The sequence below is a fragment of the Enhygromyxa salina genome (assembly GCF_002994635.1).
GTDB lineage: Bacteria > Myxococcota_A > Polyangia > Nannocystales > Nannocystaceae > Plesiocystis > Plesiocystis salina_B.
Genome location: NZ_PVNL01000070.1, coordinates 1 through 18,680, shown reverse-complemented (window position 1 = coordinate 18,680; position 18,680 = coordinate 1). Strand labels below are relative to the sequence as shown.

The following is an 18,680-nucleotide window of genomic DNA, read 5'->3' as shown; positions in this document are numbered from 1 at the left end:
GTCGCTGTTCGTCGGCAGCGTCGACGCTGGTGATCGCCGGCACCTGCTGACTGCCCTCGGCCAGCCCATGCACAGCTGGGACGCTCGGGACCAGCGCTTTTCCTTCAGCTATGACACTCTGCGCCGCCCGGTTGATCGCACCGTGAGCGTCGGCGGTGGCGCTGAAAAACTGCTCGGTCGCGTCGTCTACGGTGATCTGCTCGCGTCGCCCGAGGCCACGAACCACCGTGGTCGCGTGTACCGAGTCTACGACGGCGCAGGAGTTGCGACCTCGCTGGCCTACGACTTCAAGGGGCAGCCAACATCCGAGCAACGCCAGCTCGTCGCCGGCAAGACCACCCAGCCCGACTGGAGTGCTCTGCTCAGCCAAAGTACAATTGCCGCGATGGCCACCGCCGCCGCACCGCTGCTGGACACCGAGATCTTCTCGGCATCCAGCGAACGCGACGCCCTCGGCCGCGTGCTGAAGGCCATCTCGCCGGACAACAGTGAGGCCCTCTACACCTACGACCAGGCCGGCGCCCTACAGAAGGTGGAGCTCAAACACCGCGGCGGTGACACCGTCGAGACCGTGGTCGGGTCCATCAGCTACAACGCCCGCGGCCAGCGTGAGACCGTCATCTACGGCCCGGCCAGTTCGCCGACCACGACGACCTCGTACACCTACGACCCCAAGACCTACCGCCTCGCGCGGCTGTCCACGCTCCGCGGCAGCGACAACGCATCGCTCCAGGGCCTGCACTACCACTACGATCCTGCCGGCAACATCACGGACATCCGCGACACCGCCCAGCAGACGGTCTACTTCCAGAACGCCGTCGTCGAGGCCGCCAACTCCTACGAGTACGACGCCACCTACCGCTTGATCGAAGCGACCGGGCGCGAGCACGCCACCCAAGGCACGACCCAGCGCACCCACGAGCAGCTCCCCGTCGGCCCGCAGCCGATGGCCTCCGACCCGTCCGCGATGCGCCGCTACACGCAGCGCTACACCTATGACGGCGTCGGCAATATCCTGAAGATGCAGCACATCCCCGCCGCGGGGACCGGCTGGACGCGTCGCTACGAATACGCCCATGACGGCAACCGCCTGCTCGCGACGTCGGCCCCGGGCGACGCCGCTAACGGCCCGTACACGCACACATACACCTACGACGCCCACGGGAGCATGACGACCATGCCGCACCTCGCGGCGATGGACTGGGACCACGATGACCAGCTCCAGCACGCCACCGCTGGCACGGAGCAGGTCTACTTTCAGTACGCGGGCGGGATCAGGAGCCGCAAGTTTACCGAGAAGCAGGGGAGCACGACCGAAGAGCGCATCTACCTCGGGCCTTTCGAGATCTACCGCAAGCGCAAGCGCATCAACGGCACGCTGGACCTCGAGCGCGAGTCACTGCACATCAGCGATGGTAGCGGCCGGATCTGTATCGTCGAAACCAAGCACGTAGATGACGGCGTGCCTGATATGGGCGCGCTCGCCATCTGGCGCTACCAGCTGAGCAACCACCTCGGCTCCGCCGCAACAGAGGTCGACGGCAACGGCGCGGTCATCTCGTACGAGGAGTACCACCCTTACGGCACGAGCGCGTATCGGGCGGTAAACTCGAGCGTGGACTCGAGCGCGAAGCGGTATCGGTATACGGGGATGGAGAGGGACGAGGAGACGGGGCTAGGCTACCACTCCGCGCGACTCTATCTTCCTTGGATCGCCCGATGGACAGCCGCCGATCCGGTGGGCATGGGCGACGGAGTGAACAGGTTTGGGTACGTCGGTGGTCGTCCGATCGGTAGTGTAGATACTGCGGGATGCTCCGAAGTGGAGGCTTGGGTCAACACGGCCGTCGCGTCAACTGCACAGGCTGCGATTCGTGCGGCCGTGAAGTCGGGAGCGTCGGCACGCGGCCTCGCTAAAGTATCGAGTTCGGCAGCAAACCGGATTGCACATCAGTCCTACTCCAATGATGATGGCGGTGGGGGTGACCCGGACACAGGACATGAGGGATCTGGGGAGGGCGACGACGTGATTTCGGATTCACCCTCCGTCGTGCGGAAGAAAACCATTGGCGAGTATGAAGCTGAGGCCTACCGCGCATGGGAGCAACAATTCGATGCAGCAGATTCTACCTACTATGACCGGCCCCTGATTATTGACTTCATCCCATTAATCGGAGTGCGAGACTTTCAGCACGACACGCGTCAACTCGGTGACGCGATCTGGATGGGAGACGGAGAGCGCGCCGCGAACGCCGCTGCGCATGTCGGGATTGACGTGGTGATGTCCGTAGTTGATGTTGCCACCCTTGGCGCTGACCGTCTTGCGCTAGGCGCATTCAAGATGTGGAGCCGCGCGCCGCGCGGGACCCTGGGACTCGCGGCTCACGGTGGCAACGGGGAGATGCGAAATGAGCTGAAGGCCGCTGCGCGGGATACAGGTCCCCTATCCACCACCGACGAGGGGCGAATGCTGCACCGCGGAATGCGGGAAGCTACAGGAACTCCCGAAGCTGGCCCGTCAGCCCGTTCTCTTGGAGTTCGCCCAGACATCGATCTTCCGGTGGTCGATGGCATGGTGAAACCAAATACGGGCGGAATGTCTGTTGCTCCTGACGCACCAACAAATCTACCGCGTCATCGACGCCCACCCGAATTAGGTGGTACAGGCAAAGATCCGGTGTTTTCGATAAATGAGAAAAGCCTTGGCCCCGATCTCAACTTTCGACAGGATAAGGGAAGCCATGGTATCATTGAACCTGCCCGTGAAATGAAGATCGAGGAGTTCCAGCAGGCCCTCGCTCGGATCAAGGCACTGTGGACGAAACTGTGACAGATCTCAAACACGCCCTCGCCCTCGCTTTGGGTGGCCCATACGAAGCGCTAACCGCGATCCTTAAGCGTTTTGCAAGTGAAGGTGGAACTCAAAAAGGCGCGTACGCAGTCTTGGAACAATTGCGCGCGGAGGCCGCCACCGAAGTGCTTGAGGATCAGATCCTAGAACTGATGGATGTCGTCAGTGGGTTTTGCTCACCCCAGGAACAAATCTGGCGGTAGCAACTGGAGACGCTCGAACAAGCCGTGGATGGATCCGTGGAGCCTTGGTGCCCCCTGCGGGGGGACCGGACTCAGGTGGCAGGCCTGAAGCGACGCCGCCCACCGGAACGTTTTCCCGCGTGGAGGTCGTCGCTGGCGGGATGCTCGACGCCGACGACGTCACCACCACTTGCGAGGTCATCGAGCGGACCTCGCCGCTCGAGCCCGACGGCACCCAGTTTAGGCTCACATCTCTATACTGGCGACAGATTGAAAATACGGTGATGGGAATGAGGCACGTGCGCTTCGAGACCAAGAGCGGGAGTTCGATGAGGAGGCTTGAATGCGCGCGGAGTAGCCCCATCCGTGCGCGGAGTGGCCCCGCCCGAAGGTCTTGCACCTGCTCATCCGAACACCTAGATCGATGAGTAGGGGCTCTCCCGTCGCTGGGGATGTTCGAGGTCGTGCTCGACTACGCGAGCACCAGCGATCATTCAGCCGGAGCGCTCGGAACTGGATGATGCGTTCCCCCGACCACTTCAGCACGAGCGTGTAGTTCGAGTCTCACCCCCGGTCCCGCAAGCACGAACCGTGATGGGAAACCCGAGACCCCTCGGAAAACTTGCAACAAGCGTCCCACGATGATCGTGGCAACATCATCGTCTACGAATACAAGCAAGAGGATCTCGCAGGCGTGGACGTCAACGCGCCCGAAGAGCGGCCGCGGCTAGCCAACGACGGCGTGCAGGCCCAGCGCTACCTCAAGCGGATCAAGTACGGCAACGCCACGCCCTTCGTCGCGGGCGGCTGGTTGTTCGAGGTCGTGCTCGACTACGGCGAGCATGGCACCTGGCACGGCGAGCAGCTCGAGGTCAGCCCGGCCGAGGCTCGGCTCTGGCCCGCGCGGCTCGACACATTCTCGAGCTACCGGGCTGGGTTCGAGATCCGCACGCGCAGGCTGTGTCGGCGGGTGCTGATGTTCCACCACTTCGCCGAGCTCGGGCCGGCGCCGTATCTGGTTGGGTCGACGGATCTACTGCATGCGGAGGATCCGGCGATGACGCGAGTGACCGGCGTCATCCAGCGCAGCTATCGGCTCGACGCCGACTCGGGCTGGTTCGACACCGCCGCACTGCCCACGCTGGAGCTCGAGTACAGCGACGCGTCGGTGGATCCGGTGCTGCATGAGATCACCGACGCGAGCACATTAAAAAATCTCCCGGCGGGGATCGACGGACGCATGACGCGGCTCGTGGATCTCGACGGCGAGGGCGTGCCCGGGTTGGTCACCGAGTCAGCCGGGACCTGGTACTTCAAGCGTGGCCTCGGCGACGGGCGCTTTGGGCCGATGGTGGGCATGCCGTCGCGGCCGACCACGCTCGGTGCTCCCGGCGTGCAGCTCATGGACCTCGACGGGGATGGCCGCAAGGAGCTGGTGAGCTTCGTGGCGCCTGCGCCTGGTTTCTTCACGCGGACCGACAACGAAGGCTGGGGCAACTTTCGCAAGTTTTCCACGATCCCCAACATCGACTGGAATGATCCACGGCTGCAGCTGATCGACGTCTCTGGCGATGGTTTCCCGGACGTATTGATCGATCGCGGGGATCACTTCACCTGGTACCGAAGCAAGGGCGCCGATGGGTTTGACGCACCCAAGCGGATCCCCAACACGCACAACACGGCCTCGCGGCCGACGCAGGTGTTCAACGACGCGCGGACGTCGATCCAATTCGCAGACATGACCGGCGACGGGCTGCCAGATCTGGTGCGCATCCGCAACGGTGAGGTCGCGTACTGGCCGTGTCTGGGCTTTGGGCAATTCGGGCAGATGATCCGCATGCGCGGGCTGTCCAGCTTCGCGTCGGCCAGTGATCTGTTTCATCCCAGCCGCATCCGGCTCAGCGACGTCGACGGCAGCGGCACGACGGATCTGATCTACCTGGGTGATCGCGGCGCCACGATCTACCGCAACCTGTCGGGCAACAGCTTCGCGGCCGGCGAGCACGTGTCGCAGTTCCCCAGCCTGCGGGGCGTGGACTGGGTCGAGGTCGTGGATCTGAAAGGCAACGGGACTGGGTGCCTGGTGTGGTCGTCATCGCACTCGGCCGGTCGCGGGGGCGTGCTTCGCTACATCGATCTGACCAGCGGCACGAAGCCGCACTTGTTGGTAGCGACCAAGAACAACATGGGCGCGCAGACGCGGATCAGCTACGCGGCGTCGACGAAGTTCTACCTGGCCGACAAGGCTGCCGGGAAGCCGTGGTTGACCAAGCTGCCGTTTCCCGTGCACGTCGTCGATCGCGTCGAGCACCTCGACCACGTCACGCGCCAGCGCTACGTGCAGCACTTCGCGTATCACCACGGGTACTTCGACGGGCAAGAGCGCGAGTTTCGGGGCTTCGGTATGGTCGAGACCTGGGACACCGAGTCGTTCGCGGACTTCTCGGGTGATGGGCTGTTTGCGTTCGAGCAATTCGATGTGGTCGAAGAGCAGCTGCACCAGCCGCCCGTGTACACGAAGAGCTGGTTTCACACGGGGGCCTATCTCGCGGGCGGCAAGAAGTACTCGAGGTTGTTCGCGGACGAGTACTGGGGCGGCGACGCGTTCGGGTGGAAGCTGCCCGACAGTCGCATTGCGTCGGGTCTGAACGGCGACGACACGGCAGAGGCCTTGCGTGCGCTCGCGGGTCGAACGCTGCGAACTGAGGTGTACGCGCTCGACGGGTCCGAGCTCGAGGGCGTTCCGTACACGGTCAGCGAGGCGACCTTCGAGGTTCGTCAGGTGCGGGCGCGTGGGGACAATCGCTATGGGGTCTACCTCGCGCATGACCGTGAGGCGCTGAGCTATCACTACGAGCGTGACGCTGGGGATCCGCGGATCGGTCACAGCTTGGTTCTCGAGGTCGACGGCTATGGGACGGTGCTGCGCTCGGCAGCGGTGGCCTATCCGCGGCGGGGGACGCCCGAGCATGCCGAGCAGTCAGCTTTGCACGTCACGCTCAGCGAGGCTGACGTGGTGCACCTCGATGGTGATCCGAACACCCTGCGCCTCGGCGTGCCGATCGAGTCCCGCAGCTACGAGTTGCTCGGCTTGGTCGCGCCCGACTCGGCGTTCGCCTGGAAGGCCATGCGTGCGGCAGCGGACAGCGTCGACAAGCGGCTGCTCGGGCGGACGCGCATGCGCTACCTGGCCGATGATCTGTCGGAGCCGCTGCCGCACGGCATCGTGCAGGGCAAGGCGCTGGGCTACGACAGCGACGCGATGGCGATGACCGAGGTCCAGCGCCAAGCGGTGTTCGGCGGGCTCACTGGCGCGCCGACCAACGCCGAGCTCGAGGACGAGGGGAAGTATGCGCTCCACGATGGCGCCTGGTGGGTCCGCACCGGTCACCCGACCTACGACGCGAGCAGATTCTTCATGGTGACGGCTGTCGAGGATCCGTACGGCAACGTGTACTCGACGACCTACGACGCGCACGCGCTGCTGACCGTGAGCAGCACAGATTCGCTCGGCAACACGGTCAGCGCCGCCTACGACTACCGCGTGCTGCGGCCCTGGCAACTCACCGACGCGAATGGCAACCGCAGCCAGGTCGCGTTCGACGTGCTCGGGTTCGTCGCCGCGAGCGCGGTGATGGGCAAGGTGGGCGACAGCGACGGCGACACGCTCGACGATCCAACGAGCACGTTCGAGTACGACCTGTTCGCCTGGCAGAACTCCCGCAAGCCCAACTGCGCGAAGACGCGTGTCCGCGAGATCCACCAAGACCCGCACACTCGCTGGCTCGAGCAGCGCACGTACTTCTCGGGCGGTGGTGGCGTCGTGATGGTGAAGGCCCAAGCCCGGCCTGGCCTCGCGCCGCAGCGCGACGTCGATGGCGAACTCGTCCTGGTCGACGGCGAGCTCCAGTACGAGGACACCAGCCCGGACGTGCGCTGGGTGGGCAGCGGCCGCGTCGTGCTCGACAACAAGGGCAACGTCGTCAAGGCGTATGAGCCCTACTTCTCCAGTACACCCGACTACGAGGACGAAGCCGAGCTCGTCGAGCAAGGTGTCACGGCGCTCAACCACTACGACCCACTCGGCCGGCTGATCCGCACCGACCTGCCCAACGGGACGTTTTCTCGCGTCGAGTTCACGCCGTGGGAGCAGACCAGCTGGGATGTCAACGACACCGCGCTCGACAGCGCCTGGTACGCCGAGCGCATCGGCTACCAAGGTCAGGACGTCGCGCTGCAGAAAGAACGCCGCGCCGCCCAGCTCGCAGCCAAGCACGCGCGCACTCCGAGCAAGGTGCATCTCGACACGCTGGGCCGGCCGTTCCTCGCGGTCGCGCACAACAAAGATGATCAGGGCGCTGACGAGTTCTACGCGACCCGCTCGGTGCTCGACATCCAAGGCAACGTGCTCGAGGTCATCGACGCGCGCGGCAACTCGGTCGAGACGCGGATCTACGGGATGCTCGGCCAGTCGCTGTTCGTCGGCAGCGTCGACGCTGGTGATCGACGGCACCTACTCACCGCGCTCGGCCAACCCATGCGTAGCTGGGACAGCCGGGACCAACGCTTCTCGACCACCTATGACACTCTGCGCCGGCCCGTTGACCGCATGGTCTCCGTCGGTGGCGCCAACGAACAGCTACTCGAGCGCATCGTCTACGGCGAGCTACTCGCCACACCAGAGGCCACCAACCATCGCGGCCACGTCTACCGTGTCTACGACGGCGCCGGCGTGGCCACGACCGCGGCGTTCGACTTCAAAGGTCACGCGCTGACCGAGCAGCGCCAACTCGTCGCGAGCAAGACCACCACGCCCGACTGGAGTGCCTTGCTCGGAGAAACTACAATTCCCGCGATGACCACCGCCGCCGCACCGCTGCTGGACGCCGAGACATTCTCGGCGAGCAGGAAGCGTGACGCGCTTGGCCGCGTGCTCACGGCGATCTCCCCCGACAACTCCGAGGTCACGTACACCTACGACGAGGGTGGCGGCCTCCAGCGCGTCGAACTCGAGCACCGCGGGAGCCCAACCACGCAGAGCGTCGTCGGCGAGATCACCTACAACGCCCGCGGCCAGCGAGAGCGTGTCGTCTACGGCCCCGCGAACTCGCCGACCACGACGACGACCTACGCCTACGACCCGCAAACTTACCGGCTCACGCGCCTCTCGACGGTCCGCGCCTCCGATCAAAACGCGCTCCAGGGCCTGCACTACCACTACGATCCCACCGGCAACATCACCGACATCCGCGACACTGCGCAGCAGACCGTCTACTTCCAGAACGCCGTCGTCGAGGCCGCGAACTCGTACACCTACGACGCGACCTACCGCTTGATCGAGGCCACCGGCCGCGAGCACGCCTCCGAGGGCACGACGCAGCGCACCCACGAGCAGCTCCCCGTCGGCCCGCAGCCGATGACCAGCGATCCGTCGGCGATGCGCCGCTACACGCAGCGGTACGCCTACGACAGTGTCGGCAACATCCTGAAGATGCGGCACATCCCGGCCGCGGGGAACGGCTGGACGCGGCACTGCCAGTACGCCCAGAACGGCAACCGCCTGCTCGCCACCTCCGCTCCGGGCGACGCGGCGAACGGCCCGTACTCGCACGTCTACAACTACGACGCCCACGGGAGCATGACGACCATGCCGCACCTCGCGGCGATGGACTGGGACCACGACGACCAGCTCCAGCACGCCACCGCTGGCACGGAACAGGTCTACTTTCAATACGCGGGCGGGATCAGGAGCCGCAAGTATACCGAGAAGCAAGGGAGCACGACCGAAGAGCGCATCTACCTGGGACCCTTCGAGATCTACCGCAAGCGCATCAACGGCACGCTGGACCTCGAGCGCGAGTCACTGCACGTCAGCGACGGCACTGGGCGAATCTGCATCGTCGAGACCAAGACCGTGGACGACGGCTCCGCCATCGACAACCCGACGGGCGTCTGGCGCTATCAGCTGAGCAACCACCTCGGCTCAGCCGCGACCGAGGTTGACGGCGCCGGGGCGGTCATCTCGTACGAGGAGTACTACCCCTACGGCACGAGCGCATATCGGGCCGTGAACGCGAGCATCGACGTCTCGGCCAAGCGGTATCGCTACACGGGGATGGAGCGTGACGAGGAGACGGGACTTGAGTATCACTCGGCTCGCTACTACGCGCCGTGGTTGGGTCGGTGGACAGCGAGCGATCCGATCCGCCTGAAGGACGGTGTAAATCGGTGGACATACTGTAGGTGTTCCCCGGCGTCTCAGCTTGACATCACCGGTATGGCCCCCCCCGGGGAAACAGGTATCGGCGCAGGAGAAGTCATCAACAACACGCGGGGTGAATTCTCGGACGAGCAGTTGTCCGAGCTTGAAGAACACGTCGTGTACATCGGAGACGTTGATGTCGAGGTGGCTCCGGGAGTGCGCAAAGAGAGCCAGACCATCGTCAGTGAAGCCGTTTACGAACGATTCCGCGACTACGCGACTGCGCCAGACTTTTCGTACCAAACGGTGAGGGAGGAAATTGGAAAAACGAACATAACCTTCTCGGAGGGAGCAATGCCGGAGTCAGGGGTGTTTCCGGTTCAACTCAATGCCCGCTATGCAGTTGAGCTTGCTGATCGTTTCGGCGTTCCCCTCGGCGACGAGCAACTGATGTTTCCCGAACTCGGTAAAGTACTAGGGATTGAGGGAACCGGAGACCCCAGCCTCGCTGGCACTTGGGAGGCACACGCAGCGGAATTTGCGGCAGTGACGTACGAGACTCTGGACCACGTTGCCACAGTCGTCAGCGTTGGCGTTGCGACGGGTGTCAAGGTTGCGCGGGAGAAGCTCCTGGATGTCTTGCGTAAGCGAGGTGACAACCTTGTAGAGCGGGACATGAAAAGCCTGGGTCCGCAACTGGGGCCGCAGCCGAAAACCCGGGATCATGGGGGCGTCTTCGCCCGGGGTCAAGATTCGGTTGACCAACATAGCCAATTGGACAACGCTCAGCGCAAAATGCGTTCGAGGGATAAAAAACGCCCCAGGAACGACAACAAAAGTCAGGACGTCATCATCGATTCGAAGCAAAAGTCCAAGCAACGCGAGAAAAATGACTTCAGGCGCATAGGGCGCGCGGAGGATGCTATGGGAGAGTACGATTGATGCCCCTGTTAATGACTGACTGGGAAAGGTCACTGTGGGAGGCCATGGTTTCGGCGTTTGAAGACGGGAAGAGCGCTACTCTTTACGAGTTGTGCCAGGGATTCCTGTCTCGCCAGCCCGGCAACGTCCCTGCGCTTGCACTCATGCTGCATTCGCTGTCATCCATGTTTCGCTTTGACGAATGCGAGCAACTCATTCGAGATAATGGGCCGATATGGGAAGAGGCGAATGACCGGCGGGTTTGGTACCGTGCAATGGGCGCGTACCTCACCCGCTGTGGACGTCACGCGGAGGCGGAACAGGCGCTCCGTGAGGGAAGCATATTGTATGTCCACCCGCCGGGAGATCTCGTTCTAGACATTGTGGAGTCCATGATCTCTCAAGGTAAGCTGTGCTCGGCACTGCAGGAGATCGACGAAATCCTGGCCGATGTCGAACAAGCTGACTTGCGCGAGGACGAACAACACGAGTTACTTGAGCGACGTGCGTTTGTATTGCGGAATCTTGGACATTTGCGAGAAGCGCTACTTGCCATTGATCAACTTCAAAACCTTGCAGCCGAGCCGAGTCGTCTCGAGGAACTCCGGATGGACATCGCAGATGCTTGTCAAGCGCAGGTCCAATTGACGAAATTTTCATAGAGGGCGATCATCTGTCGGCTCGTCCGGAGCCAAGTTGGTGGCCAGCCTGTTCGACCGCAAGCGGCGAACCCGAGCATGTGCGAGCCCGAGAATGTGCGGATGAGAATTTCGAACCTTGCTCGTTTGCGGCCGGACACGCACCGTTCGTTGCGTGACCGGTCAATCAGTGTAACTATATGATACCATTGAATAATATTTGGCACATCGAGCACGCGCCGATCGGTGCGTGACCGGCACAACAAATGAAAAGGGCCCGCATGAGGCCTCGGAATTCCAGAACGCGCACGTAACCGTAGACGTCCCGCGACAGGCGGCTTCACACTTCGCGGTCACTCGCTGCGCTCGCTCTTGGGGGGGTTGTGCGAGGGGGTATGATTGGCCCCCTATAAGGGGGCTTCGTGTGTCTATGACCCCCACAGATCTCACACGCCCCAGGCAACGCGGATCTGCTTGGCCCAGTCGTCGAGCCCGTTGACCGTGGACTCGAGCTCCCCAGCGGTGCGAGCGAGCCCGTCGAGGGTCCCACGCAGCTCTTGCTTGGCCTTGCGCACCCGGCTGCGGGCCGTGCCCTCGGGGCAGTCGAGCACCTCACCGATCTGCTTGGCGGTGAGTCGCTCCCAATAGCTGAGCTCCAAGATCAGCTGGGACTCGATGGGGATGTGTCGGAGGGCCTCGAGCAGCAGCCGCTGCTCGCGACGCTTGCCGACCAGGGTGCTGGCTCCCGCGCCCAAGTCCGCGACCGACGAGACCGCGGGCGCCTCACGCGAGCGCTTGCGGACCTGCTCGTCGATCCACTGGCGGAGGATGTTGCGGGCGATCGCAAACAGCCAGGTCCGCACCGACGCGTCTGCACGAAACCGAACCAGCCCCTCGACCGCGCCCATGAAGCAGCGCTGGACCAGCTCTTCGACCTCGTCTGCGCTCCCGACCTTGTTGCAGAAGAACCGATGCAGCGACTTGTAGTGGCGGTCGATGATCTGACCGCCAGCGCCACGGTCACCGGCACGCCAGGCAACTAACAGGTCACGATCGGCCATGTCCATGACCGCCACTGTATCAGGCAAGCGTGCGCGGCGAGCCGCGAAATCGCCTGCTCAACGCAAGTCAGTTTCCGTCGTCGCAGCCCGTGGACTTGATGACGACCTTGGGGTCGCCGCCTTCTTTCCAGGCGAGGTACAGGTTGTTGCCGTAGAAGTCATCGACGGAGAACGTGGTCGACGAGAGGCCGCTGCCCGGCAAGTAGAGCGTGGTGCCCGAGCTCTCGCTGGTGTGCGACCGCCACACGGTCGCCTCGCTGACGTTCACCGCGAGGCTCTCGACGCTCACCGTGACGGCGAGTTGTCCGCTCGCGTCGGGCGCAGGCGTCACGGCGTAGGGGACGGCGATAGTCTGCGTGTCGTCGTCGGGATCCTGCATCAGCGTGACCTGCGAGCCCTGGGCGTCGTAGATCGCAACGACCACGCTCCCGGGTGCCCCGGGGTCTGTGGCGGTGGTCGAGATCGTGACCGAGCTGATCGTGCTCGCATCGACCGCGACGCCCGTTAGGGGTGAGGTCGGCAGGAGCTGCCCGGTCTGGCTGTCACCGAGAAAATAGTAGAGCGGACCGCTCGCTTCGCTGGCGTCGAAATAGATGGAGCCCGCCGAGCAATTGGTCCACGAGGCACCGGGCTGGTTGTTGGCGTCGAGGGTGATCCGGCAGCTCTGATCCTCGAGGTTGAAGGTCTCCGAGGTCTGGCCGGTCAGGTGGTCCTCAACCCTGCTGGACAGCTGACAGCTGACGTGAAGCCGGTCCATGTCGCTGCCGAAGTAGGTGACGGCGCAGTAGTTGCTATTGCCGGCCTTGGCCCAGGTCTGCACGGGGCACTGGTTGTCGCTCGCGCTGCGCGGTGTGAGGGTCAAATACACGTCGTGCTCGCACTGGTTGTCCACGACCACGGCGCAAGAGGACCAGTTGATGACGCCCGGTCCGGACGCGCTCATGCTGACGCTGAGGTCACGGTTGATGGTCACCGAGGCGACGGTGAGATCTTGCGAGGTGGGCCCGTGGGCGAGGAGTATTTTGGTTTTTAGTGCGGTCATGGCGTGGGTCCTTGCGGTGTGCGGTGGGTGTCGATCCAGGCTCGAATCTCGTCGGCCTCGGCCTGCGCGGGTGGGCCGAGCTGCGTGTATCGCTCGAGCGCGAGGGAGGCCTCGCGCGCGGCGGCCTCTCGCTCGCCGAGCTCGGCGAGGGTCCGCGCGAGCAGCCAGTGAACCTGGCCGAGCTCGGCGGGGATCGGCTCGCTGTCGAGGGCGTGGATCTCGAGCGCGCGCTCGAGCTCTGCGCGGGCGCCCGCGAGATCACGGCGGAGGTACAAGAGCTTTCCGAGGGCCTTGTGAGCGACGGCGAGCACGAGCGCGTCAGGCCCGACGGTGTCCTCGATCGTCGTGATCGCCGGCCGCAGCAGCGCCTCGGCCTCGCGCCCACGCTCGAGCTCGGTGAGGGCGTCGCCAAGGTTGATCTGGTGACCGGCGAGGTCGGGGCTGTCAGCCGCGAGGCGAGCTTCGGCGATGCGCAGGCACAGGGCGAAGGCCCGCTCGGCCCCGGCGTAGTCGCGCTCGCGGTAGGCGACCGCGCCGAGCCCGGACAGCGCGTAGGTTCGGTCGAAGTGCAGCGGACCGAGGACCGTGCGCGTGATCTCGTCGGCGAGCAGGGCGTGGTGGCGTGCGGCGTCGGGCTCACCGCGGGCATCGTAGAGCGCGACGAGGGTCGCGTGGACGTCGGCGACCTGCCGGCTTCGGGCTCCGTAGACGTGCTCGACGGTGCGCAGCGCCCCGAGCAGCTCGCGCTCGGCCTCGTCGAGACGGCCGCTCACGAGCGCCGCGACGCCAGCCTCCTTGTAGTCGGTGCCGACGGTCTCGGTGCCCAGCGCGACGCCGAAGCGATCCTCGTCCGCGGCCTGATCGAGCAGCGCCTGGGCCTCGGCCTTGCGTCCGCGCGCCCGCAGGATCTGGGCGAGGTTGCGCCGCGAGACGCCGCGTTGCCATGCCTGCGCCGGGCCGAGCGCGGCGAACTCTCGAAGCGCCGCGCGGGCCAGCGTCTCGGCCTCGTCGAGCTCGCCGGCGACCAGGGCGATCCGTGATCCGATCCGACGCGCGCGAGCATGGCGAATGTTGGGTTGGGGCAGGGCGGCGAGGGCCTCGTTCGCGCGGGACCAGCTCCAGCGCGCGCGCTCGAGGTCGAGGTCGAGATCCAGGGCGAGGTCGGAGAGCCACAGCCACGCTTCGATCCGCGCGCCGTCGAGCTGCTCGCGCTCGGCGAGATCCAAGACGGCGCCAAACTGGCCCCGCGCCGCAGACCCGTCCCCGGCCAGCAGCGAGAGCGCGCCGAGGGTGAGGCCAGCCCGGACTTCGGCCGCTGCGGGGCCGGTGGTTCGGGCTTGCTCGAGCACCGCCTGGCTACGCTCGATCCGCAGCCCGAGGTCGCGCTCGTCGAGGCCGTAGCGGAGCCGAAACAGCGCGTCGCTGAGCGCCTCGAGGCGCGCGCGCTCGTCCTCGCTCAGCGGGGCCTGGGCGTCGGCGTCGAGACACGAATTCGGCGCGGGGAGCTCGGCGATCCAGCGCGAGAGCTGGTTGGCCGACAGCTTCGGATCATCGAGGCCGGCGAGCAGACGGTCGAGGTCGTGGCGCGCGAGCTCGAGGCACGCTCGGTTGGCGTCGAGGCTGGCCGCAGAGGCGAGGTGCTCGACGTGGACCCGCTCGCAGGCCTCGCGGGCGACGTCGGACCAGGCCGTCGCCCAGCTGTCGATCTGCTCGGCGAGGCGCTCGGCGACCTCGGGGCCAAACCGTTGGGCGAGCGCGTGGCGTTGCTCGGCCGCCCAGCTGGCGCTCAGGCTGCGGTTGGCGTCGGCGCACAGCGACGCCGGATCGACCGGGTCCGCGGCGTTGGATCCGAACAGCCTGCTCGCCGTGGTCAGGCCGAGCCCGAGCACCAGCACCAGGGTCGCTGGCACGATCCAGCGCCGCCACGGCGGCGGGACGAGGGCGTTGAGCAGCGCGTCCATGTCCCGATGACGGCGCTCGGGATCGGGATCGAGCCCCCGACGCAGGACGCGTTGCAGCCGATGCGGGAGCTGCTCGAGTCCAAGGGCGGCGGTCTCGCTGCTGGGTCGCTGGCCAGTGAGCGCCTCGACGAGACCGACGCAAAACCCGAACTGGTCGGCGTGGGCGTCGACGGGCTCGCCGCGGCGTTGCTCGGGCGCGGCGTAGGCCCAGGTGCCCACGAAGGCGCCCGCCCGGGTCAGGCTCTCGGAGCCCGCGGTCACGGGCTCTGGACGCGCGCCGGGCTGGCTGCTCGCGCCGTCCACCGTGGTCGCGTCGAGCTCGCTACGCGGGATCCGGACCTGCGCTTGGCGGACCAGGCCGAAGTCGATGACCCGCGCCCGGCCGTCGGTGCCGACCATGAGGTTGTCGGGCTTGACATCTCGATGGATCAGGCCCGCGGCGTGAACGGCCGCGAGCCCGCGCCCGGCTGCGATCCACGTGTCGAGGATCTCGCGCGCGGAGGGCTGGGTCTGCTCGACCCACTCACGCAGCGTGCGACCGGGGACGTGCTCCATGGCGATCCACACCCGACCTTCGTGCTCGCCGACCTCGAACACCGGGATGACGTTGGGGTGGGAGATCCGTGCCAGGCCCTGGGCCTCGCGCAGGAGTCGGGCCGACGCGGCGGGGTCGCAGTGTTCGCCGCGAAGAAATTTGAGCGCCACGCGTCGGTCGAGCTGCTCGTCGACGGCCAGCCACACCGAGCCCATTCCGCCCGCGCCGAGCTGCCCCTCGAGCGCGAAGCGGCCGACGAGCAGGGGCTCGGGCTCGTCCCCGAGCAGGCGCGCCCGGGTCCGCCGACGGCCGAGCTCGACCGCGAGACTGTCGAGACCCTCGAGCTCGCCGTGCTCGATGGGCCTGGTCGCGTGGGGTTCATCCATGAACGGCTCGGGCATGATCGGACATGCACGAGCGGAGGTCGACGCCGACCGCGGATCAATTACTTTTCACGCTCGAACCTGGTTCCTGGCTGCTCAGGCGACGTCGTCGTCTTCTTCGCTGCCGACTTCACGCAGCAGCTCGGCGAGCAGCCGGCACACGTCGGTGGTGGTGAGGATGCCCGAGAGCTTGTCCCCCCGCATCACGATCGCCGACCCGACCCGGTGCGTCGCCATCAGCGTGGCCACGTCGTCGAGCCGTTGCTCGAGGTCGACCAACAGCGGCGCCTTCAAGCAGATCTCGGCGACGGTCAGCGCGATTCTGTCCGTCAGGGCCAGTCCAACGCGCAGCTCCCGGTCCGACAGCACCCCCACGACGACGTGATCCTCGCAGACCGGCAGGTGGCGGATGTCGTGGTCGCGCATCATCGCCTGCGCGTCGTCGAGGCTCGCGGAGGGAGCGATCGAGTACGGGAACGGGGTCATGACCGTCTTGATCCGCGGAATCCGACGCATGGCCCGCGACTGTCGCACGCACCTCGAGAAATCTCCAACCGGGGTCGGAGGCGACTCGGCTATTCGGCTATTCGGCTATTCGGCATCGCCGCCGCAGCTCGCGGGCTCCGGCTTGGCGCCGCCGGATTGACCGGCGCGCTGGTGGTGCTCGACGCAGCGAACGCAGCTGTCGGCCGCCCGCTGGCAGCGCTGCTTCGCGACCCGACACAGATCCTGATATTCGTCGTCGCCCACGCGCTCGTCGGCGATCTCGCACATCTTGGACTTGACCTCGCAGATCGCCCGCGACAGCTCGCACAGATCTTCACAGCTGCGCGCGTCGAGGCTGGCGGCGGTGACCCGCTGCTCTTGTTGTTCGACGAGGTGCTGCAGGCGGATGTCGAGCTCGCCCATTGACTCGCCTTCGAACTCGCCCTCGGGGGTGAGGTTGGAGTCCGAGCCGTGCCCCGTGGGGGCGACCGTGCCGCCACCGCTGCGTTGATCACACGCGCCAGCGAGCATGCACGAGAGCACCAAGCACATGGCGCCGAACAAGTGGACGGGCCGGTGAGCCTTCATGTTTCGACCTCCTCGAGCAGCAGCGTGAGCAACTCGAGCGCGCGCGCGTAGGAGCTCATGGCCAGGGCATGGTCGCCGGTCTGCGCGGCCGCGTCACCTTGGGCGACGAGACATCGCGCGGAGCCACGATCGATCGGCAGCGAGCGCGCTGGAGCGAGGTGGGGCCCGAGCAGCTGCAAGGCCCGCTCGGGATCTCGCTCGGTCACCAGCAGCTCGGCGGTGCGGGCGAGCAGCTCGTAGTGGAGCAGCTCGGCGGTGCCGTCACCAGCTGGTGGCACGCGCTCGACGGCGGTCATGAGGATCTCGACGGCGGCCTGGCGCTCGCTGGCGCGATCGGCCTGACGGTGCGCCTCGGCGACGGCCTGCACGTACTCGAGGCCGGCGGCGCTGGGCTCACCCGGCAACACCGCGTGGGTCTCGAGCCGGGTGTCGAGGGTGCCCTCGCGGAGATCTTCGTCGTCTCGCGAGGTGCACGCGCCCACGCTGAGCACGGCGAGCAGCCCCAACGAGATGCTGGCGAGCCAGCGGGTGCGGGTGGTCTTCGTCACCCGCCCTGCTCCTCGAGCCTGCGTTGATAGGTGGCCGCGAGCTGGGTCGCGCGCTCGGTGTCGGTCTGACCATCGTCGAGCACCCGCAGCGCCGTGCGAGCCTGATCACCGAGCTCCGTGACCTGCTCGGTCTGGACCTTGGCCCGCCGCTGCGAGTCTTCGCCGGGCGGCAGCACGATCAGCACCACGGCCGCCGCCGCGGCGACGCCGACCGCGATGATCAGCCACGGGAGCTTGGCGCCGCGACTGGGTTCAGGTGCAGGACTGGCCGACGCGCCAGGCAGCCGCTGCTCGACACCTCGCCAGGCGCGATGCAGCTCGAGCTCCGAGAGATCTCGAACCTCGAGCGGCTCGGCGAGCTCGGCGAGCCGGGCCACGCTCGCAACTTCTGGGTCGTCGTCGAGGCTGTCATGCGCCAGCTCGGCCGCGCTCGGGGGTGGCTCCCCGAGGGTTGCGAGCTCGTGCATGATCTGCGCGGCGTCGGGGTTGGAGGTTGCTTCACTCATGGGGTTCACGGCGCGGGGAACTCGGAGCCTTCGTCGGTACTTCCATAGCGTCGCACATAGACCTTACGAAATGACTTGCACGCGCGGAACAACAGAACGTCGAGGGTCCCGATCGTCACGTCGAGCTGCTCGGCGGCGTACTGGCGGGAGCGCTTCTCGAACATTCGCAGCTCGAGCACGTGACGGTAGCGTGGGTTGAGGTCGCTCATGCACTCGTCGATGCGCACACGCAGCGCGTCCGAGAGCTCGGATCGGCCGAGCAGCGACTCGGCGTTGCTGTCGGACACGTCGGGGATCTGTTGCTCGAAGCCCTCGGGCCACGCGGTCGTGCGGCCGGCCTTGCGCAGGTGGTCCAGACACAGGTTCTTGCCGATCCGGATCAACCATGGCAGCAGTCCCTTTCCCTGCCAGGTGAAGCGCGGGAGATTTTCCATCGCGCGGACGAAGGTGTCGGCGAGCAGATCTTCGGCGAGGTTTCGATCGCGGACCAACGGCATGATCGCGCAGCGGAACACCGTGTTGGCGTGGAGCATGTAGAGCTCGCGGAACGCTCGTTGGTCGCCCGCTTGCGCGCGCTCGACGAGGTCGCGCTCGTGTTCCGAGCTTGTTGCATGGGGTGGGGTCTCGTTCGCCACTGGCGTCCTAGGCGTGGAATGCCCGAAGGATGGGTGCCGCCGTGCGCGAGTGGTGTCCTCGCGCGGCAAACGGGCCCTGCCTGACCACCTTACATCGCCCGACTCGGGGCGAGGTGCGGGGTTTGAGGGGGGGTGCTGGAC

Annotated in this window: 11 protein-coding genes; 3 read left to right on the top strand and 8 right to left on the bottom strand. The window is 65.9% G+C overall.

Features of this window, described 5'->3' with window-relative positions; translation table 11 throughout:
- The 3 genes from ENSA7_RS18540 to ENSA7_RS18530 all read left to right on the top strand — a co-directional run.
- Positions 1-2,830: RHS repeat domain-containing protein (locus ENSA7_RS18540; protein WP_146157840.1), on the top strand; the 2,830-nt coding region annotated here is incomplete at its 5' end.
- Positions 2,831-3,655: 825 nt separating this feature from the next.
- A complete protein-coding gene (locus ENSA7_RS18535) occupies positions 3,656-10,177 on the top strand; it encodes a SpvB/TcaC N-terminal domain-containing protein (protein WP_106090637.1) in 6,522 nt (2,173 codons plus the stop codon).
- 11 nt (positions 10,178-10,188) lie between these two features.
- A complete protein-coding gene (locus ENSA7_RS18530; protein WP_146157839.1) occupies positions 10,189-10,818 on the top strand; it encodes a hypothetical protein in 630 nt (209 codons plus the stop codon).
- 422 nt (positions 10,819-11,240) lie between these two features.
- Here ENSA7_RS18530 and ENSA7_RS18525 read toward each other — a convergent pair whose 3' ends face one another.
- The 8 genes from ENSA7_RS18525 to ENSA7_RS18490 form a co-directional block, all read right to left on the bottom strand.
- Positions 11,241-11,861 (bottom strand): RNA polymerase sigma factor, encoded by a 621-nt coding sequence (locus ENSA7_RS18525; protein ID WP_106090635.1) that lies wholly within the window; start codon positions 11,859-11,861, stop codon positions 11,241-11,243.
- Between the two features lie 61 nt (positions 11,862-11,922).
- Positions 11,923-12,897 carry a hypothetical protein gene (locus ENSA7_RS18520; RefSeq protein ID WP_106090634.1) on the bottom strand — a complete coding sequence of 325 codons (975 nt, stop codon included), beginning with the start codon at positions 12,895-12,897 and terminating at the stop codon, positions 11,923-11,925.
- The gene (locus tag ENSA7_RS18515) at positions 12,894-15,794 is read right to left on the bottom strand and encodes a serine/threonine-protein kinase (RefSeq protein WP_106090633.1); all 2,901 of its coding nucleotides are present in this window, start codon (positions 15,792-15,794) and stop codon (positions 12,894-12,896) included. Before ENSA7_RS18515 ends, ENSA7_RS18520 begins: the two co-directional genes overlap by 4 nt.
- A 78-nt stretch (positions 15,795-15,872) precedes the next feature.
- The gene (locus tag ENSA7_RS18510) at positions 15,873-16,292 is read right to left on the bottom strand and encodes a CBS domain-containing protein (RefSeq protein ID WP_106090632.1); all 420 of its coding nucleotides are present in this window, start codon (positions 16,290-16,292) and stop codon (positions 15,873-15,875) included.
- A gap of 75 nt (positions 16,293-16,367) precedes the next feature.
- Positions 16,368-16,850 carry a hypothetical protein gene (locus ENSA7_RS18505; RefSeq protein WP_106090631.1) on the bottom strand — a complete coding sequence of 161 codons (483 nt, stop codon included), beginning with the start codon at positions 16,848-16,850 and terminating at the stop codon, positions 16,368-16,370.
- The gene (locus tag ENSA7_RS18500; RefSeq protein WP_106090630.1) at positions 16,847-17,398 is read right to left on the bottom strand and encodes a hypothetical protein; all 552 of its coding nucleotides are present in this window, start codon (positions 17,396-17,398) and stop codon (positions 16,847-16,849) included. The genes ENSA7_RS18505 and ENSA7_RS18500 overlap by 4 nt, the downstream gene beginning before the upstream one ends.
- Complete coding sequence (locus ENSA7_RS18495; RefSeq protein ID WP_106090629.1) at positions 17,395-17,904, bottom strand: hypothetical protein; 510 nt, start codon at positions 17,902-17,904, stop codon at positions 17,395-17,397. Before ENSA7_RS18495 ends, ENSA7_RS18500 begins: the two co-directional genes overlap by 4 nt.
- A 5-nt stretch (positions 17,905-17,909) precedes the next feature.
- A complete protein-coding gene (locus ENSA7_RS18490; RefSeq protein WP_181233878.1) occupies positions 17,910-18,539 on the bottom strand; it encodes an RNA polymerase sigma factor in 630 nt (209 codons plus the stop codon).
- Between the last annotated feature and the right edge of the window lie 141 nt (positions 18,540-18,680).